General features: G+C 62.4%; 19 protein-coding genes. 9 read left to right on the top strand and 10 right to left on the bottom strand.

Annotation, left to right across the window (positions count from 1 at the left end; all coding sequences use genetic code 11):
- Nucleotides 1-18 precede the first annotated feature (18 nt).
- The 3 genes from V3W39_RS14880 to V3W39_RS14870 form a co-directional block, all read right to left on the bottom strand.
- Entirely contained in the window at nucleotides 19-1530 is a 1512-nt protein-coding gene (locus tag V3W39_RS14880; protein ID WP_330212861.1) for an aldehyde dehydrogenase, read from the bottom strand.
- 22 nt (nucleotides 1531-1552) lie between these two features.
- Entirely contained in the window at nucleotides 1553-2500 is a 948-nt protein-coding gene (locus V3W39_RS14875) for a flavin reductase family protein (protein ID WP_177042693.1), read from the bottom strand.
- A gap of 410 nt (nucleotides 2501-2910) precedes the next feature.
- The gene (locus V3W39_RS14870) at nucleotides 2911-3510 is read right to left on the bottom strand and encodes an amino acid synthesis family protein (RefSeq protein WP_177042692.1); all 600 of its coding nucleotides are present in this window, start codon (nucleotides 3508-3510) and stop codon (nucleotides 2911-2913) included.
- 189 nt (nucleotides 3511-3699) lie between these two features.
- Here V3W39_RS14870 and V3W39_RS14865 point away from each other — a divergent pair, with 189 nt between their 5' ends.
- Together V3W39_RS14865 and V3W39_RS14860 are read left to right on the top strand one after the other, a co-directional pair.
- Nucleotides 3700-5448 (top strand): helix-turn-helix domain-containing protein, encoded by a 1749-nt coding sequence (locus tag V3W39_RS14865; protein WP_330212860.1) that lies wholly within the window; start codon nucleotides 3700-3702, stop codon nucleotides 5446-5448.
- Between the two features lie 111 nt (nucleotides 5449-5559).
- The gene (locus tag V3W39_RS14860; RefSeq protein ID WP_177042690.1) at nucleotides 5560-6318 is read left to right on the top strand and encodes an SDR family NAD(P)-dependent oxidoreductase; all 759 of its coding nucleotides are present in this window, start codon (nucleotides 5560-5562) and stop codon (nucleotides 6316-6318) included.
- Between the two features lie 16 nt (nucleotides 6319-6334).
- Here the strand turns inward: V3W39_RS14860 and V3W39_RS14855 are convergent, their stop codons facing one another.
- Nucleotides 6335-7177, bottom strand: a complete 843-nt coding sequence (locus V3W39_RS14855; RefSeq protein ID WP_294735972.1) for a LysR family transcriptional regulator — start codon at nucleotides 7175-7177, stop codon at nucleotides 6335-6337.
- 31 nt (nucleotides 7178-7208) lie between these two features.
- Here V3W39_RS14855 and V3W39_RS14850 point away from each other — a divergent pair, with 31 nt between their 5' ends.
- The 7 genes from V3W39_RS14850 to V3W39_RS14820 all read left to right on the top strand — a co-directional run bounded on the left by V3W39_RS14850 (nucleotide 7209) and on the right by V3W39_RS14820 (nucleotide 15044).
- Nucleotides 7209-8153, top strand: a complete 945-nt coding sequence (locus V3W39_RS14850; protein ID WP_330212880.1) for an NAD(P)-dependent oxidoreductase — start codon at nucleotides 7209-7211, stop codon at nucleotides 8151-8153.
- Nucleotides 8154-8251: 98 nt separating this feature from the next.
- Nucleotides 8252-8752 carry a sigma-70 family RNA polymerase sigma factor gene (locus V3W39_RS14845; protein ID WP_177042688.1) on the top strand — a complete coding sequence of 167 codons (501 nt, stop codon included), beginning with the start codon at nucleotides 8252-8254 and terminating at the stop codon, nucleotides 8750-8752.
- A gap of 32 nt (nucleotides 8753-8784) precedes the next feature.
- Nucleotides 8785-9759 carry a FecR family protein gene (locus V3W39_RS14840; RefSeq protein ID WP_330212879.1) on the top strand — a complete coding sequence of 325 codons (975 nt, stop codon included), beginning with the start codon at nucleotides 8785-8787 and terminating at the stop codon, nucleotides 9757-9759.
- A gap of 96 nt (nucleotides 9760-9855) precedes the next feature.
- Entirely contained in the window at nucleotides 9856-12261 is a 2406-nt protein-coding gene (locus V3W39_RS14835) for a TonB-dependent siderophore receptor (protein ID WP_177113173.1), read from the top strand.
- Between the two features lie 375 nt (nucleotides 12262-12636).
- Nucleotides 12637-13518, top strand: coding sequence for a type III secretion protein (locus V3W39_RS14830; RefSeq protein WP_256348057.1), 882 nt, complete (start codon nucleotides 12637-12639; stop codon nucleotides 13516-13518).
- Between the two features lie 574 nt (nucleotides 13519-14092).
- Nucleotides 14093-14440, top strand: a complete 348-nt coding sequence (locus V3W39_RS14825) for a hypothetical protein (protein WP_177113171.1) — start codon at nucleotides 14093-14095, stop codon at nucleotides 14438-14440.
- On the top strand, nucleotides 14430-15044 hold the full coding sequence (locus tag V3W39_RS14820) for a type III secretion effector protein (protein ID WP_177042685.1): 615 nt from the start codon (nucleotides 14430-14432) through the stop codon (nucleotides 15042-15044). Before V3W39_RS14825 ends, V3W39_RS14820 begins: the two co-directional genes overlap by 11 nt.
- A gap of 45 nt (nucleotides 15045-15089) precedes the next feature.
- On the opposite strand, the gene V3W39_RS14815 is transcribed toward V3W39_RS14820, so the two are convergent.
- From V3W39_RS14815 to V3W39_RS14790, 6 genes are all read right to left on the bottom strand, one after another.
- Nucleotides 15090-16241 (bottom strand): MFS transporter, encoded by a 1152-nt coding sequence (locus V3W39_RS14815; protein WP_177042684.1) that lies wholly within the window; start codon nucleotides 16239-16241, stop codon nucleotides 15090-15092.
- Between the two features lie 97 nt (nucleotides 16242-16338).
- On the bottom strand, nucleotides 16339-17562 hold the full coding sequence (locus tag V3W39_RS14810) for a sugar MFS transporter (protein ID WP_177075820.1): 1224 nt from the start codon (nucleotides 17560-17562) through the stop codon (nucleotides 16339-16341).
- Nucleotides 17563-17613: 51 nt separating this feature from the next.
- Complete coding sequence (locus V3W39_RS14805; RefSeq protein ID WP_177042682.1) at nucleotides 17614-17961, bottom strand: L-rhamnose mutarotase; 348 nt, start codon at nucleotides 17959-17961, stop codon at nucleotides 17614-17616.
- On the bottom strand, nucleotides 17958-18731 hold the full coding sequence (locus V3W39_RS14800) for an SDR family oxidoreductase (RefSeq protein WP_177075818.1): 774 nt from the start codon (nucleotides 18729-18731) through the stop codon (nucleotides 17958-17960). Before V3W39_RS14800 ends, V3W39_RS14805 begins: the two co-directional genes overlap by 4 nt.
- On the bottom strand, nucleotides 18728-19588 hold the full coding sequence (locus V3W39_RS14795; protein ID WP_330212859.1) for an amidohydrolase family protein: 861 nt from the start codon (nucleotides 19586-19588) through the stop codon (nucleotides 18728-18730). Before V3W39_RS14795 ends, V3W39_RS14800 begins: the two co-directional genes overlap by 4 nt.
- A gap of 37 nt (nucleotides 19589-19625) precedes the next feature.
- The gene (locus V3W39_RS14790; RefSeq protein WP_259195660.1) at nucleotides 19626-20903 is read right to left on the bottom strand and encodes an L-fuconate dehydratase; all 1278 of its coding nucleotides are present in this window, start codon (nucleotides 20901-20903) and stop codon (nucleotides 19626-19628) included.
- Nucleotides 20904-20921: the final 18 nt, after the last annotated feature.

Below are 20921 nucleotides of genomic sequence, written 5' to 3'. Positions count from 1 at the left end.
AAGGTGCTCCTTGAATAATCAGCGCAGGCGAATGACGAAGGGGTCCTGCATTTCGCCGGAATAATCGATGACCACGTTCTTGGCCCGGGAAAACTCGCGCATCACGTCAAAGCCACCGCGACGGCCATAACCGCTGTGTTTGAAACCGCCATTGGCGGACATGTAGGCCGAGCTGCGGTAGGTGTTGATCCACACCGTGCCGGCGTCGATGCGGTTGGCAAAACGCAGGGCGCGGTCGATGTTCTGGGTCCAGATGCCCGAGGCCAGGCCGTAGTGGGTGTCGTTGGCCAGGTTGAGCATTTGCTCTTCGGTGGTGAAGGGCATCACGCCCACTACCGGGCCGAACAGTTCATCGCGCATGAACGGCATGTCGTTGGTGGCGTTGGCCATCACCGTGGGTTCGAAGTACCAGCCTTCGGACAGGTTGGCCGCATTGGGGCGCTTGCCGCCGACCGCAATCTGCGCACCCTGTCTGGCGCCGCTGGCGATGTAGCCTTCGAGCTTTTGCAGTTGGGCTTGCAGGGCCAGCGGGCCGATGTCGGTGTGTTCTTCCATCGGGTGGCCGACGCTGATCTGTTGGGTGCGGGCCACCAGGGCCTCGACGAATTTGTCGTAGATCGGCGCCTCGACAAAACAGCGCGAACCGGCCACGCAACTTTGCCCGGCGGCGGCGAAGATCCCGGAGACCACGCCGTTCACGGCCTTCTCGATATCGACATCGGCAAACACCACGTGGGGCGACTTGCCGCCCAATTCCATCTGGCACGGCACCAGGTTGTTGGCGGCGTTGCCGGCGATGCGTCGGCCGGTGTCGGTGCTGCCGGTGAACACGTATTTGGCGATGTCCGGGTGGCGGGTCAACGCATCGCCGGTGACGGCGCCGTTGCCGGTGACCACGTTGACCACACCCGCCGGAAAGCCGGCTTCGATGATCAATTCGGCCAGTGCAAGTGTGGAGGCGCTGGCGTGTTCCGACGGTTTGATCACCACGGTGTTGCCGATGGCCAGGCACGGCGCGAGGGTGCCGGTGAGCAGCATCAAGGGCGAGTTCCACGGGGTGATCATGCCGACCACGCCCAACGGTTCCCGGCTGCTGTAGTTGAGCTGGTTGAGCTTGTTGACCGGGATCACCTCGCCTTGCAGCTTGTCGGCCATGCCCGCGAAGTAGATGTAGGCGTCGGGCAGGGCGCTCATCTGGGCGCGCATTTCCCGCAGCAGCTTGCCGTTGTCGCGGGTTTCCAGCAGCGCCAGTTCTTCGGCGTGCTCGGCCACAAGCTGGGCCAGGCGATACAGCAATTTGCCCCGTGCGGTGGGCGTCATGTTGCGCCACTGCGGATCGTTGAAGGTCTTGTGGGCGGAAGCGACGGCGCGGGCGACGTCACCGGCATCGGCCTGGGCAAACTGGTACCAGGACTGGCCTGTGGTGGGGTCGAAGCTGTCGACATAGGTGTCGCTGGCGGGCGCAACGAAGCGGCCGTCGATAAACAGGTTGAGGCGGTTGCCCTCAAGGGCGCTGACCGTGGTTTTCATGCAGGAGTCCTGTAGGTGCGTGTCAAAGGGGCGCGTTTTCGAGCATCGCGATGCGGCCGCTGGCGGCGGAGCCGGTGTAGATGCCGAATTGCTGGTTCTGGCGCTCGCGGGCATAGCGACGCACCACCGAGCGCAGTTCGTTGACCGGCATCTGTTCGATGGGCAACGCGTCCAGCGGGAAGACGCGCAGGGTGTCGGGCAGGCCGCTGTCGAACGGGCCGAGCTGGGCGCGGTAGATCAGGTAGCCGGGGTCGGTGTCGTCGACATCGAAGGCCGAGTACAGGAAGGTCGATTCCTGTTCCACCGGCAGCGAGCTGTTACCGGCGTCGATAAAACCTTTGCGTTTGCCGGCCACCGGCAGTGTCCAGCCGCCGTTGCCATCGGCGCGGAACAGGATCCCGCCGTCGGCTTCGATCAGGTAGCCGATGATCATCTTGTGGGAGTCCAGCCAGCTGGCCGGCAGCGGGTCCTGGATGTTGGCGTAGCGGCCCCGGCAGAAACACAGCGGCAGCTTGGGGCTGGTGCCGAAGGCACGTACCTGGCCGATCAGCACCAGGTGGTCGCCGGCTTCGATGCGCTGGTGCACGCTGCAATCGAACCAGGTCAGGCTGTCGGTGAGGATCGGTGCGCCGGTGTGCACGGTGTCGTGGTTGACGGTGTGGAACTTGTCCGGCGACTTGGAGGCAAAGGTGCCGGAGACGTCGACCTGGCCTTCATGCAGCAGGTTGACGGCGAACTGTTCGGTGTTGGCGAACGCGGTGTAGCTGGCGGCGGACTTGCCCACGCACACCAGCAGCAGCGGCGGGTCGAGAGACACCGAGGTGAACGAATTGGCGGTCATGCCGCGTGGGTTGCCGTCGGCGTCATGGGTGGTGATGACGGTGACGCCGGTGACGAAGGTGCCGAAGGCCTGGCGCAAGGCGCCCGGATCGACGGCTGCAACGTTGGCGCTGATCACGGTGCTCGGCATCGGGGTACTCCTTTGTTCTTGTGGTGTGAAGCAAGCCTACGAGGAAGGGAGACCGTGGGCTTGCGTCGAAAAATGGTAACGATGGTGAAAGTTTTGCTGTGCTTCGTAGTGCTCCGGCATTTCCATGACAAATACATCAACCCTGTGGCGAGGGAGCTTGCTGTGGAGAGGGAGCTTGCTGTGGCGAGGGAGCTTGCTCCCGCTGGGCTGCGAAGCAGCCCCCCAAAGCCAACCGGGTTCTTTCAGGCGGACTGTGGCGGGATTCATGGGGCCGCTCCGCGACCCAGCGGGAGCAAGCTCCCTCGCCACAGCAAGCTCCCCAGCCACAAGCAAGCTCCCCAGCCACAGGCAAGCTCCTGGTCACAGGCAAGCTCCTTAGCCACAATTGAGCGTCGTTCTTCAGTGAGGCGTCAGTCCTTGGGCAGTTCCGCTTCCATCTCCGCCATATCCTGGTAGCGATCAGCAATCCGTGGATGCGCACGGGAGCCGTCGCTGGCGCCAATGGCGATCAGCACTTCGTCGGGGCCCGGCGCATCGGCGATCTGGAAGTTGGCGGTGAGAAAGTGCGAGCGCTTGCCGGTTTCGCTCTTGTGCACCATCGGCAGCGAGAGCAGGGCGCCCGGGGCGTTGCGGGTGTTGGTGAAGCTCAGGTAGGCGGTGCCTTCCACGGCTTCGCGAAACAGGTTGCCGAAGCGCAGGGTGTGGATCAGGCCCGAGGCGTGCTCGATTTCACCGTTGACCCCCACCGCCGCCGCCTTGCCGAAGGCTTCGACCTTGCCGCCGGGCATCAGGGCGATCAGGCGGCGGGTCATTTCATAACCCAGGCCCGGGGCCAGGCGCAGGATTTCCGGGCGCAGGTTTTCGACGAAGCCCTGGCCGGCCCAAGGGTTTTTCAACACCGCGGCAACCACGATCAGGGTGATGGGTTTGCCGGCGTCCTTGCCGCCTTCGATAAGGGTTTCTTCGATAAAGGTGCAGTACTTCCTGACGCCCAGATTTTCCAGATTCATGATGACTCGTCGCCCTTGTGGCTGTTGGTTGTGGCCTTAGGCTAGGAGCATTGGCCAACAGCGTCTTCCGTGGTTTCGGAGTGCAAATCCACTGGACATTGCTCTGAACCGGCGCAAGTATCAGGCGGGCCTGGCAGGCAACGTGGCTGCCGTGACCTCCATGTTCGGGTGAGCGCCTTGAATCGAGAAATGCAGATACTGTCGTTGCGGGATGTGGCCAGTCAGATCAACTCCGGCGGTGACTTGCAGTCGATGCTGCACCAGCTGGTGTACGCCAGTTGCCGTCACACCCACTGGACCATGAGCTCGATCATGGCCATCGACATGGACGCCGGCTTCGGCCACGTCATCGCCCGCCACGACCCGACCCTGGTGCAGCGCCCGCTGGTGGATTGCTGGGAGCTGTCGTCCAGCCCGGTGATGACCGCCCTGCAACGCAACGAGGCGGTATTCATCCGCGACGTGCGCGAATGCGAGTACCCCGGCTACCGCCGCGAATCCCTGGAGCGCGATTACCGCACGGTGATGGTGATGCCGATGAACTGCACCGACTTCGATGGCCGGCCCATGGTGCTCAGCGTGATTTCCCGCACGCTGATGGACGTGTCGGAAGAAGACCGGGTGTTCCTCGGCATGATCATCCACCTGGGCGCCATCGCGGTGGAGCGTCAGCGCCAGCTGGAAGCCGAGCGCCGCGCCGCCGAGCGCATGCAGCAGGCCTTGAAGGTGCACACCACGATGCTGGAACACGTGTTGGGCGGCGGCTCGGTGACGTCGTTATCGTTGATGGTGGGCGACCAGTTGCCCAACCCGGTGATCGCCGTGGACTTCACCGCCAACCAGGTGGTGGCGGGGCGCTCGCCGGACACTGCGCTGTTTGATGACAACGCCTGGCAGGCCGCCGTCGCCGGGGTGCTCAGCGTGCAGATCACCAAGGCCGCCCAGGAAAGCTTGCGCAGCGCCCTGCGCAACACGGTCAACCTGTTCCTTGACGACGGCCAGCGCCAGTTTACGTTGCGGGCGCAGATCGAGCCGTTGATGGTCGACCACGAACTGGTGGGCGCGTTGGTGTTGTTCCCGGTGGCGGCGCCGGTCAACGAGCTGGATTTGCTGATGCTGGAAAGCGCCAAGTTCGCCTTGAGCGTGCAGATGATGCGCAGCTTTATCCGCTTTCGGTTTGAAACCCGCACCCAGACCGAGTTGTTGTTCGAAGTGCTCGAAGGCCGCTGGCGCGACGCCGATGATATCCAGCAACGGGCCCAACGCCTGGGGATCAGTTTCAACACCCCGCAGCAGATGCTTATTGTCGACTACGGCGCCAAGGCCCGGGAGGCGAAGAACCTGCACCACAACGTCGCCCGCATCCTGCAACGGGCGGGGATGCAGGCCACGGTGATCATCGTCGACAACGGCCTGGTGTGCCTGGTGCCGGCGGAAGGCGAGCGCTTGAGCAAGATCAAGCGGCAGATCGCGGATGACCTGGCGCACTACCTGGGCGCCGAGCCGATCCTGCTGGCCAGCGGCGTGTGCCGGGTGCTGGCGGATTATCCGGCTGCGTGGGAACGCTGCCGGCGCTTGATCGAGATTGCCCGTTCATTTGGTCGCAGCGGGCCGATCTCCGACCAGGATTTCGGGCCGATCCCGATCTTCGTCGCGGCCGTGGGCGGCGAGGATATTCGCACCTTCGTCAACGACAGCGTCGGCGCGATGCTCGCCCATGACCGCAAGCACCAGACGCCGTACCTGGAAACCCTGACCGCGTACCTGCGGGAAAGCTGCCGCAGCCAGGCGTGTGCGGATGCGATGGGGGTGCATGTGACGACGCTGCGCTATCGGCTGGCGCGGATTCAGGAGTTGTTCGGGATTGATGTGGAAACGCCGGAAAAGCGGTTTGCCACGGAGTTGGCGATTCATTTGCAACGGGTGATTGATAGCTGAAGACCCCCCGACAAAAATGCACAGGCAACGTACAGTTCTGGCAGTGCCGCCGTCGCGGGTTGATTCCCACACTGTGCCCTTCAACTGAAGGCACTACTGAGGAGTCAAGGCATGTCGGGTAAATTCAACAATCAGGTAGCTGTCGTCACGGGCGCTTCCACCGGAATCGGTTTTGCGATTGCGCAGGCATTGGTGGCCGAGGGCGCCAAACGGGTCTATATCACCGGTCGCTCGTCGGCAACGCTGGAAGCTGCGGCGGCCAGGCTGGGGGATAAAGTGGTAGCGGTGGTGTCCGACGTTGCCACCCAGTCCGACCTTGATGCACTCAAGGCATTGGTTGAACAGCAGGACGATGAACTGGATGCGGTGTTTGCCAACGCGGGTATATGCGAGAAAAACCCGCTTGGTGAAACCACTGAGGCGGCCTATCACCGCATGTTCGACATCAACGTCAAAGGCGTGTTTTTCACGGTGCAAACCCTCTTGCCATTGATGAAGGACGGCGCGTCGATCGTTCTGACCGCCTCGATCTGCTCCAGTAACGGCATGGAAGGCCTGAGTCTCTACAACGCGTCCAAGGCGGCGGTGCGCTCATTTGCGCGGACCTGGGCCAATGAACTCAAAGGCCGGAAGATTCGCTCCAACGTGCTGAGCCCAGGCTTCACCAGAACGCCGTTGATGGACAACGGCTTGAAGATGGATGCCAGCCAGATCGACGCACTCAGAAGCCACGTCGAGCAGATTGTGCCGCTGGGCTACATGGCCGAACCCGAGGAAATCGCCGCGTGCGCTCTGTTCCTGGCATCGGCTGACGCCAGGTATGTCAACGGTGTGGAACTGATGGTGGACGGCGGTCTTTCGCAAATCTGACTTCACCTCCGGTCGCTCAGGGTGAGCCGATCATCTCGTCTGCCAGGTCGGCGAGGGCGCGCAGGCGGTCCATCTGGCGCATATCCTGGTGATAACCCATCCAGATATCGCGCCCGGGTGGTGCCTCATCGGTGTCCAGCCGCCTGAGCACGGGCAGTTGATCGCCGAGGGCGCGAGGCAGTACGGCAACGCCCAGTCCCTGGGCGCACATCTGAGCCTGCACGGTGCGGCTGCTGCTGGTGAATACTGTCCTGGCGTGCGGGTACCGCTGTTGCAGCCAGAGCACGTCGGGGTAATGCGCTTGTGCGGTGTTCATGGTGATCAGGCCGACATCTTCGCCGGCAACGCCTGACCGAGCACTTGCGTACAGGCCGTAACTCAGCGTGGTAAGCCGTCGTTGGACGATATCGGGCTCGGTGAACGGAACGATCCGGAAGGCAATATCCGCTTCGCGGCGTGTGAGGTCGAACAACCGGTGCCCGGCGATGACCTCGGGTACGATCAAGGGATGGCGCCGCAACAGCTCGTCCAGCACGGGGCCGAGTACGTAACAGGCGAACCAGTCCGCCGAAGAGATCCGCAACAGGCCTTCAGGCTGGTCGCTTTCGCCTGCGATGCGCCGCTCGATCGTCAGCGCGCTGCGTTCCATGTCCTCGGCCAGTTCGAAAATGCGCTCGCCGCTGTCGGTCAGCACCAGGCCCGACGACGTACGCCTGAAGAACACCTCGCCGCCAGCCTGCTCAAGCACATGCAAGCGCCGCCCTACGGTGGGGTGGCTGACGCCCAGCAGCTTGGCCGCTGCCCCCAGCGAGCCGCCGCGCGCGATGGCCAGGAAGACGCGCAAGTCATTCCATTCCATGGGGTACCTCGTACAAAAGTGAACGGTGAAGATGCAGCAATGGCAGTCCCGTCGCAACCCTGTGGCCCCCAAAATAGACCCACAAGCTCAGGTAACTGATAAAGGGGTGGCATTGATGGACATCGGATTCATTGGCGTGGGAAGCATGGGGCGGGCAATCATCCCGCGACTGATCGGTGCGGGGCATCGCGTGAGCGCCTGGAACCGCAGCCCCCAGGCGCTGGCCGGTCTCGAGGGCGTGAGCGTACTGGATGAACCGACGGCCGCGTTCCAGCGGGCGGTGGTGATCAGCATGCTGGCTGATGATCGTGCGGCGCGGCAGGTGTTGCTGTCGTCCGATGCATTATCGGCCGCCACCGAGGGCTGCATTCATATCGTGATGTCGACGCTTTCACCGGCGCTGATCGAGCAACTGCGCGAGCGGCACGAGCAGGCTGGCATTGGGTTTGTCGCCGCGCCGGTGTTTGGCATACCTGCGGTGGCGGCCAGGGGCGAGATGAATATTCTGGTGGCCGGGTCCGCGGCGGCCATCGACAGGGTCCAGCCGCTGTTTGATGTGCTTGGAAAAAAGACCTGGCGATTGGGGGAGGACCCGGTGCAGGCCTGTATCGCGAAAATTGCCGGCAACCTGATGATCACCCAGGCCATTGAGTCCCTGGGGGAGGGCAGTCGGTTGGCCGAGGCCTATGGGTTGAGTGCTGCGGGCTTTATCGAAATGATCACCCAGACCCTGTTTGCCTGCCCGAGTTACCAACGCTACGGCCGCTCTATCGCGGACGCAAACCATGAACCGGGCTTCAAGCTTTCCCTGGGCCTGAAAGACGTCGACCTTGCCCTTGATGCCGCTGGCGACAAAGGCCTGGCGTTACCTGCCGCCGGAGTGGTGCGCGCCAGGATGTCCAGCGCGGTTGCCCGGGGCCTGGGAGAGCGGGATTGGTCGGTGTTTGCGAGCCTCAAGAACAGCCTGCAACCCTGAACCTTGAAACCCTGGCGGGAAAGAGGGCGACGGGAAGCAATTGCCCCGCTTAATAGGAAGCATTACTATTCACGCCCCGCCTCCCCAGTGCTCCCTTGATGACTCCTCAGCCGCCCCGCAGAACAGGCTTTTTCGAGCACTACGAAGAGTTGATCGGGACCTGGACGCGCCGCCTGAGAAACCGTCAGCAGGCCGAAGACCTGGCCCACGACACCTTTGTACGGGTGCTTGAGTCCAAGTCCACCGAGGTTGCGCAACCTCGCGCCTACCTGCATCAAACGGCGCGCAATATTGCGGTTGACGCCTATCGCCGCGAGGACCGTCGGGAGGCGATGGCGCTGGAAGCCTTTGATCAGAGTTCGCCCCACAGTGGCGACCCGGAGCATTTCATGCACGCGATCCAGCTGGCGGACTCTATCGAGCGGGCCTTGGCCGAGCTGCCGCTCAATTGCCGCAAGATTTTCATCTGGCAGAAAATTGAGGGCCTCACCCAGCAGGAAATCGCCGAACGCCTGGGCCTGTCTAAAAACATGGTGGAAAAGTATATGATCCGCACCCTGCGGCATCTACGTGACCGCCTGGACGCGATGGCCCCATGACCAATGCCCGCTTTGAAACAGGATCTTCCATGATGGATACCCGTGAGTGTGCCTGCGGCAGTGCAGCGGCCCGCGATGAGGCGGCGCAGTGGTTTGTGCGTGTGCAGGACGGCCAATTGAGCGTCGAAGAACGCGAGCGTTTTGATGCCTGGCGTGCAGAGCATGCCGAGCACCAGTATGAATTTGATGTGCTGCAAGGTTTGTGGAGCGCCACCGACCTGTTGCCAAAAGCGCGCTTGCAGGCGTTGTGCGATGCGCCGGAACCGCGTGCGAAGCGCCGGCCCGTGCTGCGTTATGCAGTGGCCGCCAGTGTGCTGGCAGTGGCCCTGGGCCTTGGTTTGTTCAGCGGCCTGGATCATCCGGCAACCTATAACGCCGAATTCAGCACCGCCCTGGGGGAGCGCCGGCAGGTGGCGTTGCCCGACGGTTCGCTGATGGATTTGAACAGCCGCAGCGTGGTCGCGGTGCACTATGTAAAAGGCCAGCGCGGTATCGAGCTCAAGCAGGGCGAGGCGATGTTCAGCGTCGAGCATGACACCAGCCGGCCCTTTGTGGTGGCGGCCGGGGCAGGGCAGGTGACGGTCACCGGCACGCGTTTCGACGTGCGCCGCGATGACGACCAGACCCGCGTGGTGGTCGAGGCCGGCACGGTCAAGGTGCAAGGACGCTCTTCCGATGAAATCGTGACGCTCACCGCAGGCCGGGGCACCCATGTGGATACCCAGGGCCAGGTGGCGGCTGCCTACGCCGTCAACCCCGAAGAACTGACGGCCTGGCGTACCGGCAAACTGGTGTTCAACAACGCCACCCTCGGTGAAGTGGCTCGGGAAGTCTCGCGCTACCGCGAGCAACCGTTGCGGGTCAGAACCGCTGCGGTGAGCAACCTGCGCTTGACCAGCGTGTTCAAATCCACTGACACGGATGCGTTGCTCAAGGCCTTGCCGCACATCCTTCCGGTGGCCTTGCGCACCTTGCCTGACGGCAGCCAGGAAATAATTTCACGATAGATTCAGGTTTTTTCCGAGTTCTTCGTCTTCTTGTGCAACTGCAACTGGTTTGCATTAACAGCCGCACACTCTTGCGATCACAGGACTCCGTTCGACGTGAAAAAACTCGCCGTGAAAAACAATAAATACTCCCGTTGGGCACCGCTCGCCCTGGCCCTGGCCGTCAGCGCCGCACTGCCGGCGGCCTATGCCGACGACGCGATTCATATCCAGGCCCAGTCCCTGGGTTCGGCCTTGAGCCAGTTGGGCCAGCAAACGTCCCTGCAAGTATTTTTCAGTCCCGACATGGTGGCCGGCAAACAAGCCCCGGCCGTGGACGGCAACCTGTCGCCGGAACAAGCCCTGCGCCAGTTGCTGCAAGGCAGCGGCCTGGATTACCAGATTGATGCCGGCTCCGTGACCTTGCGCCCACAGGGCAAGGGCACCGGCGAAGCAGGGTCCCCGCTGGAACTGGGCGCCACCGATATCAAGGTAGTCGGCGACTGGCTCGGCGATGCGAATGCCGAAGTGGTGCAGAACCACCCGGGCGCGCGCACCGTCGTGCGCCGTGAGGCTATGGTGGAGCAGGGCGCGATGAACGTGGGCGATGTGCTGCGGCGCATTCCCGGTGTGCAGGTGCAGGAAGCCAACGGCACCGGCGGCAGCGATATTTCCCTCAACGTCGGCGTGCGCGGGCTGACATCGCGTCTGTCGCCACGCTCCACGGTTTTGATCGATGGCGTACCGGCGGCGTTTGCCCCGTACGGTCAACCGCAGCTGTCGATGGCACCGATTTCCTCCGGCAACCTGGACAGCATCGACGTGGTGCGCGGTGCAGGCTCTGTGCGTTATGGGCCACAGAACGTCGGCGGCGTGATCAACTTCGTGACCCGCGCCATCCCGGAAAAATTCTCCGGCGAAGTCGGCACCACCCTGGAAACCGCCGCCCACGGCGGCTGGAAGCACATTGAAAACGCCTTCATCGGTGGCACCGCCGACAACGGCATCGGCGCCGCCTTGTTGTATTCCGGGACCAAGGGCGACGGTTACCGCGACCGCAACAATTCCAACGACATCGACGACGTGATCTTCAAGACCCACTGGGCACCGACCGATCAAGACGATTTCTCGCTGAACTTCCACTACTACGACGCCAGCGCCGACATGCCCGGCGGCCTGACCCAGAAGCAGTACGACGCCGACAAGTATCAATCGGTGCGTGACTGGGACAATTTCAACGGCCGGCGCAAGGACATGTCCTTCAAGTACATCCGGCAGATTGACGACCGTACCCAGGCCGAAGTGCTGACCTACTACTCCGACAGTTTCCGCGGCAGCAACATCGCCAACCGCGACCTGAAGACCCTGGGTTCCTACCCGCGCACCTACTACACCTTCGGGATCGAGCCGCGGGTGTCCCATGTGTTTGACCTGGGGCCGAGCACCCAGGAAGTCAGCGTCGGTTACCGTTACCTCAAAGAAGGCATGCACGAGCAGGCCACCAGCCTGGCGCTGGTCAACAACGTGCCGACCCCGGTGGGCCAGAGTGATGGCCACGTGTACCAGGACCGAACCGGTGGCACTGAGGCCAACTCGTTCTACATCGACAACAAGATTGATATCGGCAAATGGACCGTCACCCCGGGCATCCGCTTTGAGCAGATCCGTACCGAGTGGCACGACCGCCCGGTGGTGGGATTGAATGGCGCGATGGTTCAGGAGAAGCGTCGCGAGATCCACAACAACGAACCGCTGCCGGCGCTGAGCGTGATGTACCACGTCTCCGATGCCTGGAAACTGTTCGCCAACTACGAAACGTCCTTCGGCAGCCTGCAGTATTTCCAGCTGGGCCAGGGCGGTAACGGCGACCAGACCGCGAACGGTCTGAACCCGGAAAAAGCCAAGACCTACGAAATCGGTACCCGCTACAACGATAACGTCTGGGGCGGCGAAGTGACGCTGTTCTACATCGACTTCTCGGACGAGCTGCAATACGTCAGCAACGATGTGGGCTGGACCAACCTCGGCGCCACCAAGCACGAAGGTATCGAAGCGTCGGCCCATTATGACCTGTCGAACCTGGACCCGCGCCTCGACGGCCTGACCGCCAACGCCGGCTTCACTTACACCAAGGCTACCTCCGAAGGCGACGTTGCCTTCAAGGGGCGCGACTTGCCGCTGTACTCCCGTGAAGTGGCGACCCTGGGGCTGCGTTACGACATCAATCACTGGACCCATAACCTGGACGTCTACGCCCAGTCCGGCCAGCGTGCACCGGGCACCGGCACCACCTACATCACCCAGCCGACTGCCGATGGCCAGTACGGGGATATTCCCGGCTATGTATCGGTCAACGTGCGCAGCGGTTATGACTTCGGTGCGCAGCTGTCGAACCTGAAGCTGGGCGTGGGGGTCAAGAACGTCTTCAACCAGGAGCACTACACCCGCTCCAGCGACAACAACTCGGGGATTTACCTGGGCGAACCGCGCACATTCTTTGTGCAGGCCAGCGTAGGGTTCTGACGGATTGTTGAAGTAAACCGTTGAGAAAAATGTGGCGAGGGAGCTTGCTCCCGTTGGGTCGCGAAGCGGCCCCAAAAACAGGGCCTGCTGCGCAGCCCAACGGGAGCAAGCTCCCTCGCCACAGGTATGATGTTTTTCCTGGACTGATCGATATCAGCCTTTCTTCCTACCCTTTTTCGAACGATTTTCTGCGTCCGCAGGAACTGAATCCGACAGGTTTGCCACACAAGAAGGTGCCCACTTTCCATGGGGAACCTTGCAGCGTCGAGGTGCCTTTGATCCGAGAGTGAATCGTATCAATACGTCGAACTGGAGATGCCAATGTCGGTACTAGGACCCAATCAATCCGTTACCCATTCCCCCACTAACTCCGAGATGCACCAGGCCGGTACCGCCGCGTTGGCACTGGCACGCTCACTGGTCGGGCCGGAATCGGTCACCGTCAATTTCGGCGCCCCGGAGAATAAAACCGGCCCGATGTTCGCCGGCCCGCAGGCGCAGAGCACTGCGGACCCCCGTGGCTTCGCGCCAGGTTCGTTCCCGACGTCAAATCCGGGCGGCTTTCTGGACAACCTGATCACACAATTCCAGACATTTCTGAATAACCTGAAGTCGCTGTTCAGTCCTGCCCGGCCCAACCCCGGGTGCTGCCCTGCGGCCCCTGCCAAGCCTGAGCCAGGCTACGGTCGCCCGGATCCACAGTATTCGCGGCGCAGCAACGATCAACTGGGGGAGCTGCTCAAGGACAACTTCAACGCGTTCAGGGCGCCGGGCACCTCCCACGTCACCCAGCAAAGCCTGCAGGACATGGCGGACAGGCGGTTGACCGGCAATGAGGACAGGGATCAGAACATTCTCCTGGCCCGGGAACTGTTGCGACGTCCCGAGGTGCTTCAAGCCTTTGATCGAAGCGGTGGGACGGGCAATCTGGATGGTCGAATCACCCGCAAGGATCTCGACGCCGTGCTCAGCTCTGACAACCCGTTGAAGTATCAGAGCGACAAGCAGATCGCCGAACAGATGCTGAAGGACTTCAATGCGCTGAAGGGCGGTTTCTGGAAAAGCTCCATCAATATCAACGACCTGCACCGCATGGCTGCACTGCCTTTGACGGGGAACCCAAGACAGGATTCGCTCATCCAGTTGGCCAGGGAAGTCACCCAGCGTTCCAGTCTGTTGACGCAAATGGACAACTTCGCCAGTCAGGATAACGACGGCAAAATCGTCAAGGACGCGTTGCGCTGGCTGTCGCGCTAAACCCGTTTTAACCCGATCACGCCGCGAGTGCTTCGTGGCGCGATTTCCTGCGTTGATCAATCCGCTGTTTTTTACGCTTTCAGCCAGGGCTTAGACATGCCTTCAACTTCATTTGGATCGCCTAATCCCGCGCCTCAACCCGTCTGTCGTGCGCCGAGGGGCAGCGAAACCCTGCCATACGACGAGGGTGGCGAAGCACTGCGCGTGAAGAACTTCACCGGGCAGCACACGTTTCAGGCTCCCGCGTCTGACGACTTCATCAGAGGCCTGTTGCCCCATGGACAATTGCCTGCCACTGAGGCGGCCTCTGTGCTGCGCCAGTTTTGCTCAGTGCTGGGAACGATGGCCGGTGTGATCAAAGGCCTTTGGCAGGCGGCAAAACCGACTGTGCCGGGTTCCCGGAAAACTGACTGATTTTTCGTTTTTTACATGTTGTCATTGGAACACTGTGCTACTTCGGAACCATTGCCTTCAGGGCACCACACACCTTTGGCTTGTTTATCGCGCGAGCGATACGGCCATTACCGAGGGTAATAGCTTGGCAGCGTGGATCTAAAATTGGTGGAGATGAAGCATGAGAATTGATGGCGGGTCAGGCTACCTGCAGTCCGGCGCTGCAAGCCGATTTGACGTAACACCGGATGAGGGGGGGCGCACCGTTCAGTCCGCTTCAAATGAAGCCGCTGATGTTGGCCGGCACGTTAATTATCACGATGGCGCCACGGCGGTGCGTTCTTCCGGTTATCGGCCACCTTTGCGGTCGGCCCAGCCCTATGAGGTGGTGTCCCATCATCGTACGCTTCAGAACGCTGTTGCTCCCCGCGCCGGCCAGCCCAATCCCAACCTGCACTTGCCGGACAGCGAGTTGGTGAAAGCACTGAAAGCCGGTTTTCCCACGCTGAAAGAACTTCATGAAAAGTGACGGACTGACGCTGTCTTCGTTGCAGCGAATCGCCGGCAGAAAAATCGGCGACAACCCGAAGTTCGACAGTGCGATTCTGCTGGCCAAGGCACTTGTCCAGCGTCCGCGCCTGATCGATGCAATCACCGATCAGGACGGCCGCATCACCCTGGAAAGCCTTTCACAGGCCGAAAGCGTGGTGTTCGGCAACAGCGATCCCGGCGCCTTCAGCCCGGATCCTTTCCACGCCAAGAGCAATGCCGAGCTTGTCGTGGTGTTCAAGGCGATGTTCGACGAGCTGCGTGACCGGTCCCGGGACCGCAAGGGATTCTTTGAACACATCGGCTACGTCAACATCGAGTTGCTGGTGGCCATGAGCAAGGACCCGGACGAACTCGACAGTCAGGGTGAGCCCGTGCTGGACCCCGCCACAGGGCTGGCGCGGAAAAAATACGACGAGCAGCAGGTGTACATGGCGAAGAATATTGTGGACCGGCCGGGGTTGCTGCGGTCACTGGAAAACGCCGACGGCAGCGGTCGGCGGATGTTTGGCAGTCATCACCAGGCGGGCTGGCTCAGCAGCAAGACCCTCGATCGCTGGCTTGGGCACCAAAAAACCCGGTAAACCCCGGGTAACGCCTCCACGCGCGAGGCGTTACGGGGAAGCCCTTCATACCCGCAGTATTTTCCCGCTGATTGCCACGCCGATCAGCAACACCGCAATCAGTACAAAGGCGGTGCTCAGGCTGCTGCCGTGGGCGATAAAGCCGATCACCGCAGGGCCGGCGAGGATGCCGGTGTAACCCAGGGTGGTGATGGCGGGCACCGCGATGTGTTCCGGCATGACCGTCTGCTTGCCGACGGCGGTGTACAGCACCGGCACAATGTTCGAACACCCGGCACCGACCAGCGCGTATCCCAGCAGCGCGGTTTCCCACGCCGGGAACAGCGTTGCCAGCAGCATGCCGGCCGCCGCGAGGGCACCGCCGAACACGATCACCCGGGTTGCGCCGAGGCTGCGCACAATGCGGTCGCCGGTGAGGCGTCCGACCGTCATGGTCAAGGCAAAGGCTGCGTAGCCGAGGCCCGCATAAGCTTCGTCCAGGCCGCGCTCGGCACTCAGGAACACCGCGCTCCAATCCAGCACGGCGCCTTCGGCGAGAAACACGATGCAGCACAGGCAGCCGATAAACAGCACCACGCCGTGGGGCACGGCAAAGGCCGGCCCGGAGCTTTCACTGCCGTAAGGCAGCAAGTGCGGCCCGGCCTTGAGCAAGGCCACCGCAATGACCGCGATCACGGCGAACGTGGCCTGCAACGGCGACCAGCCCAACCCCAGCAACCCACTGACACCCGCCGCACCGACGATCCCGCCCAGGCTGAACAGCCCGTGAAAGCCCGACATCATGGTCTTGCCGCTGGCCCGTTCGACCATCACCGCTTGCAGGTTGACGGTGGAGTCCACGGTGCCGAGGCCGGCACCGAACACAAACAGCGCGGCCATCAACAGCGGAATCGAAGTGACGGTGGCCAGCATCGGCAGGCCCAGGCAGATCAGGAGCGTCCCGCCGGTGGCCACCCGCCGGATACCGTAGCGCGACGCCAGGGCACCCGCGACCGGCATGGCGATCATCGACCCCACCCCCAGGCACAGCAGCAACAGCCCCAGGGTGCCCTCATTGAGTTGGGCGCGGGCCTTGGCATAAGGCACCAGGGGGGCCCAGGCGGCGATGCCGAAACCGGCGATAAAAAACGCGATGCGGGTCGACATTTGTTCCAGCCGCCCGGGTACCACGGGCGCTGGGGTGCTGATGACGGTCATGAAAAATCCTTGGTTTTGCGTTCAACGAACGATGTGCAGCGCAACATCCTTGCACATCAGGCCGTATCGAGCGAGCCAGGTTCCCACGGGTGTTGCTTCATGGATGGCGCAGGCGACTGCGGGCATACACCGCCACAATCACGAAACACCCCATAGGCAACAGGTACGCCAGCGCCACCGTGCTGTTGTCTGCCACCTTGCCCATCAAGTAGGGCATCAGCGCGCCGCCGACAATGGCCATGATCATGAACGAACTGCCGCGCTTGGTATGGGGCCCGAGGTTTTTCACGCCCATGGCGAACAGCGTCGGGAACATGATCGACATGAAGAAGAACACCGCAATCAGCGCGATCACCGAGACACCTTCCAGGCCAATCACCACCAGCCCGCACAACGCGATATTGATCAGCGCATACGCCAGCAGCAGCTTCTGCGCGCTGACCCGTCCCATCAGCCAGGTGCTGAAGAAACGCCCGAACATGAAGGCCAGCATCGCGATCGACAGCAGGTAGGCGGCTTGCTGGTTGCCCATCTGCGCCCAGTGCTCGGTGACGTAGTTGATAAAAAATGCACCGACCCCGACCTGGGCCGCCACGTAGAAAAACTGCGTGATCACCCCTCCGACGAATTCCGGATACTGCCACAGGCCTTTGCCGGCCACTGGCTGCAGTTCCTGCTCCTGGGCGCGCAGATCCGGCAGCGGAGTGCGGGCGATCAACAGCGCCACCAGCAACACCAGCACGGCGATAACCACATAGGTGGTCTGCAGCGAACTCATGTCCGAGGCCGGCGTGCTGCCAGCGCTGAAGAACATCGCGCCGCCAATCAGCGGGCCGAAGAACTGACCCAAACCGTTGAATGATTGCGCCAGGTTCAACCGCCGCTCGGCGCCCTGGGGTTCACCCAGCACCGTGGCGTACGGGTTGGCAGCGGTTTCCAGGCAGCCCAGGCCGCAGGCGATGACGAACAGCGCAAACAGGAAAAACGGAAAACTCGCCGCCGCTGCTGCCGGCATGAACAGCAGCGCACCTGCCGCATACAGGCACAGGCCCAACAGTATCCCGGCCTTGTAGCCGTGGCGGTCCATCAACAGCCCCGCCGGCAGGGCGATCAGGAAGTACGCGCCGAAATACGCGCTTTGCAACAGCCCGGACTGGGCCTTGCTGACGTGCAGGACTTCCTGGAAGTGCTTGTTCAACACATCCAGCAACCCGTATGACAAGCCCCAGAGGAAGAACAGACTGGTCACCAGCATCAGTGCCCAGCGATAGGTCGGCACGACGCGTGCGCCGGTTGCCACAGGTGTGTCTTTGCTTAACATGACGCTTCTCCTGTTGTTTTTATGGGATCAAGGCGTGCGATGCAGCGGGTATCAGGGTTGGTCGGTGAGGCTGAAAATCTGGGTCAGCGGCTGCCATTTGCCGCCGGGATCAGTCCATGGCGTGGGGGCCTGGAAGCGCCACATCAGGGTTTCCCAGGCTTGCACCTCGGGGTTGGCGCGGGCGGCCTGGTCGAGCGCTTCGAAGCTGAAACCGGCGGCGGTGTCCATGACCATGAACAGCCGCGTGCCCAGGCGCCAGATCTGCATCTCCACGATCTGCTGGCCGCGAAGATGCTCGGCCACGGCGGGCCAGATGCGTTGATGCAACTGCTGGTACTCGACGATCAAGGCCTCATCGTCGATCAGGTCCAGGGCCAGGCAGTAACGTTGGCGGCTCATGTCAGCGCCCGGTCGAGGTGGGTGTAGCCACCGTCCACCACCAGCCATTGCCCGGTGGTGTGGGAAGCGCGAGGTGAGAGCAGAAACAACACGCTGTCGGCAATTTCCTCGGGGGTAGTCATCCGTTTGCCCAAGGGGATTTTTTCAACGATGGCGGCCAGCTTGGCCTCGGGGTTGTCGAAGCCGTCGATCCAGCGCTGGTACAGCGGCGTCAGCACCTCGGCGGGCACCACGGCATTGACCCGTATGCCGAACTCCAGCAACGAGGCGGCCCATTCCCGGGTCAGCGACAACTGTGCCCCTTTGGAGGCGGTGTAACCGCTGGTGCCGCCCTGGCCGGTGAGGGCCGTCTTGGAGCTGATATTCACGATCGCCCCGCGACTGGCCTTGAGAGCATCCAGGCACAAATGGGTCATCAGGTAGTAATGAATCAGGTTCTTTTCCAGGGATTCGACGAACGCTGCACGGCCTGCTTCCAGGCCCACACCGTCGTTGACCCCGGCGTTGTTCACCAGCCCGTCGATACGCCCGAAGCGTTGTAACACCTCGTTGACCGCCGCGCGGCAGGCGTCTTCATCGCGCAACTCGACACGGATGAAGTGGCTTTGACCTTGCTGTTCAAGCTCGGCTGCGAAGGCCGCCGACAACGGTTGATGTCCGAAAATCACCGGGATCGCGCCTTCGGCGATCAGCCCCAGGGAGATGGCGGCGCCAATCCCCGAGCCACCGCCGGTGACGATGATCACGCGGTCCTGCAAATGCAGATTCATGGGCAGTTTCCTTCAAGGTGATAGACCCGCTGGGCGGTGCCGCCCCAGATGGCCTGCTGTTCATCGGGCGACAGCGAGCCGAGGGTGTGTTGCAGCAATTGGCAGGTGCCCTGGTATTCCCCGGCCAGCAGGCACACCGGCCAGTCCGAGCCGAACATCAGGCGTTCGGCGCCGAACAGTTCCAGCGCCAGCTCTATATAAGGGCGCAACGCACCGGCGTTGCGCTGGTCGGGCCCGGCTTCGGTCAGCAGTCCCGACAGCTTGCAACTGACGTGGGGCAGGGCGGCCAGCGGCGCCAGGTGTTCGGCCCAGCGGGCCGGGCCGTTGGCGATGTCGGGTTTGCCCAGGTGATCCAGCACCAGGTGATGACGGTCGTGGCGCCGGCACAGGGCGGTGGCGGCGTCGAGGTCGGCGCAGCGGATCAGCACCTCGTAGACGTAGCCTTGTTGCTGCAGGTGCCGTAGGCCACGGGAGAATCCCGGGTCACCCATAAAGTGGGCGGGCTGGGGTTCGTCCTGGATCTGATGCCGGAAGCCCTTGAGCCTCGGTGCGTCGCGCCACTGTTCCAGGTGTTGTTCCAGGGTTGGGTCGCACAGGTCGACCCAGCCGACGACGCCGAGTATCCACGGGTGCCGGCGCGCCATTTCCAGCAGCGCGTCGGTTTCCTGCTCACCGGCGCGGGCCTGCACGGCGATGCAGCCATCCAGGCCGGCAGCGTCGAGCAAGGGCCGCAGATCCTGTGGGAGAAAGTCCCGCCGCAGGTCGGCCTCAGCCGCGCCGATCCACGGATAATCAGCGGCCCGGTAGCGCCAGAAATGCTGGTGCGCATCGAGCCTCAGAGGTGATGGGGACGACATTATTATTGTGCTCCGTCCATTCAAATTGCGTTTCAGCTTACGGCCGGTGGCGGTATTGCTCCCGGGACGCGGCTTTCATCTGGATCGAAAACCCCGGTGCCTGCGGCGGCAGATAGGCAGCGTCGCGTACCACGCAAGGTTCCTCGAAATGCTCGTGCAAGTGGTCGACATACTCGATCACCCGGCCTTCGTGGGTGCCGGCGATGCACAGGTAGTCGATCATCGACAGGTGCTGCACGTACTCGCAAAGCCCCACGCCGCCGGCATGCGGGCATACCGGCAGGCCGTACTTGGCCGCCATCAGCATCACCGCCAGCACTTCGTTGACCCCACCCAGGCGGCAGGCGTCAATCTGCACCACATCGATGGCTTCGCGCATGATCAATTGCTTGAAGATGATCCGGTTCTGGCACATCTCCCCGGTGGCGACCTTGACCGGCGCCACACCCTGGCGAATCTTGCGATGGCCTTCGATGTCGTCGGGGCTGGTGGGTTCCTCGATAAACCACGGCTTGGCGAATGCCAACTCGCGCACCCAGTCGATGGCGGTGTCGACTTCCCACACCTGGTTGGCATCGATCATCAATTGACGGTCCGGCCCCAGCACCTCACGGGCGATGCGCACGCGGCGCAGGTCGTCCTGCAGGTCGTGGCCGACCTTGAGCTTGACGTGATTGAACCCGGCATCCACCGCTTCCTGGCACAGCCGGCGAAGCTTTTCGTCGCCATAACCGAGCCAGCCGGCGGAGGTGGTGTAGCAGGGGTAGCCATTGGCTTGCAGGTTGGCCAGGCGTTCAGCCTTGCCTTCGGCGCGTTGGCGCAGCAAGGCCAGGGCTTCGCTGGAGGTGATGCAGTCGGTGATGTAGCGAAAGTCGATGCAGCGCACCAGTTGTTCCGGGCTCATGTCGGCTACCAGGCGCCATAAGGGCTTTCCTTCGGCCTTGGCCCACAAATCCCACGCGGCATTGACGATTGCGCCGGTGGCCAGGTGAATAGCGCCTTTGTCCGGGCCGATCCAGCGCAACTGGCTGTCACTGGTGACATGGCGCCAGAAGCGGCCCATGTCTTCGGCGATCCATTCCAGGGTCAAGCCCACCAGCAACGGCTGCATGGCCTGGATCGCCGCGCAGCAAATCTCGTTGCCGCGGCCGATGGTGAAGGTCAGGCCATGGCCTTCGAGCGCCGGGTTGTCGGTCTGCAGAATCACATAGGCGGCCGAGTAGTCCGGGTCCGGGTTCATGGCGTCGGAACCGTCCAGGGACTGGGACGTAGGAAAGCGGATATCTTCGACGCGAATCGCGGTAATGGTGGTCATGAACGGCTCCTTGGCTCT

The organism is Pseudomonas sp. Z18(2022) (genome assembly GCF_036346535.1).
GTDB classification, from domain to species: domain Bacteria; phylum Pseudomonadota; class Gammaproteobacteria; order Pseudomonadales; family Pseudomonadaceae; genus Aquipseudomonas; species Aquipseudomonas yamanorum_A.
This window is presented reverse-complemented; position numbering and strand designations above follow the sequence as displayed.

Bases quoted from the DNA above. Each gene is read 5' to 3' on its own strand.
- V3W39_RS14850 (WP_330212880.1), top strand. From the start codon at position 7,209: ATGCAGCAATGGCAGTCCCGTCGCAACCCTGTGGCCCCCAAAATAGAC.
- V3W39_RS14870 (WP_177042692.1), bottom strand. From the start codon at position 3,510: ATGAATCTGGAAAATCTGGGCGTCAGGAAGTACTGCACCTTTATCGAA.
- V3W39_RS14815 (WP_177042684.1), bottom strand. From the start codon at position 16,241: ATGACCGTCATCAGCACCCCAGCGCCCGTGGTACCCGGGCGGCTGGAA.
- V3W39_RS14855 (WP_294735972.1), bottom strand. From the start codon at position 7,177: ATGGAATGGAATGACTTGCGCGTCTTCCTGGCCATCGCGCGCGGCGGC.
- V3W39_RS14820 (WP_177042685.1), top strand. From the start codon at position 14,430: ATGAAAAGTGACGGACTGACGCTGTCTTCGTTGCAGCGAATCGCCGGC.
- V3W39_RS14805 (WP_177042682.1), bottom strand. From the start codon at position 17,961: ATGAGCCGCCAACGTTACTGCCTGGCCCTGGACCTGATCGACGATGAG.
- V3W39_RS14795 (WP_330212859.1), bottom strand. From the start codon at position 19,588: ATGTCGTCCCCATCACCTCTGAGGCTCGATGCGCACCAGCATTTCTGG.
- V3W39_RS14825 (WP_177113171.1), top strand. From the start codon at position 14,093: ATGAGAATTGATGGCGGGTCAGGCTACCTGCAGTCCGGCGCTGCAAGC.
- V3W39_RS14880 (WP_330212861.1), bottom strand. From the start codon at position 1,530: ATGAAAACCACGGTCAGCGCCCTTGAGGGCAACCGCCTCAACCTGTTT.
- V3W39_RS14800 (WP_177075818.1), bottom strand. From the start codon at position 18,731: ATGAATCTGCATTTGCAGGACCGCGTGATCATCGTCACCGGCGGTGGC.
- V3W39_RS14830 (WP_256348057.1), top strand. From the start codon at position 12,637: ATGCACCAGGCCGGTACCGCCGCGTTGGCACTGGCACGCTCACTGGTC.
- V3W39_RS14845 (WP_177042688.1), top strand. From the start codon at position 8,252: ATGACTCCTCAGCCGCCCCGCAGAACAGGCTTTTTCGAGCACTACGAA.
- V3W39_RS14865 (WP_330212860.1), top strand. From the start codon at position 3,700: ATGCAGATACTGTCGTTGCGGGATGTGGCCAGTCAGATCAACTCCGGC.
- V3W39_RS14875 (WP_177042693.1), bottom strand. From the start codon at position 2,500: ATGCCGAGCACCGTGATCAGCGCCAACGTTGCAGCCGTCGATCCGGGC.
- V3W39_RS14810 (WP_177075820.1), bottom strand. From the start codon at position 17,562: ATGTTAAGCAAAGACACACCTGTGGCAACCGGCGCACGCGTCGTGCCG.
- V3W39_RS14840 (WP_330212879.1), top strand. From the start codon at position 8,785: ATGGATACCCGTGAGTGTGCCTGCGGCAGTGCAGCGGCCCGCGATGAG.
- V3W39_RS14790 (WP_259195660.1), bottom strand. From the start codon at position 20,903: ATGACCACCATTACCGCGATTCGCGTCGAAGATATCCGCTTTCCTACG.
- V3W39_RS14860 (WP_177042690.1), top strand. From the start codon at position 5,560: ATGTCGGGTAAATTCAACAATCAGGTAGCTGTCGTCACGGGCGCTTCC.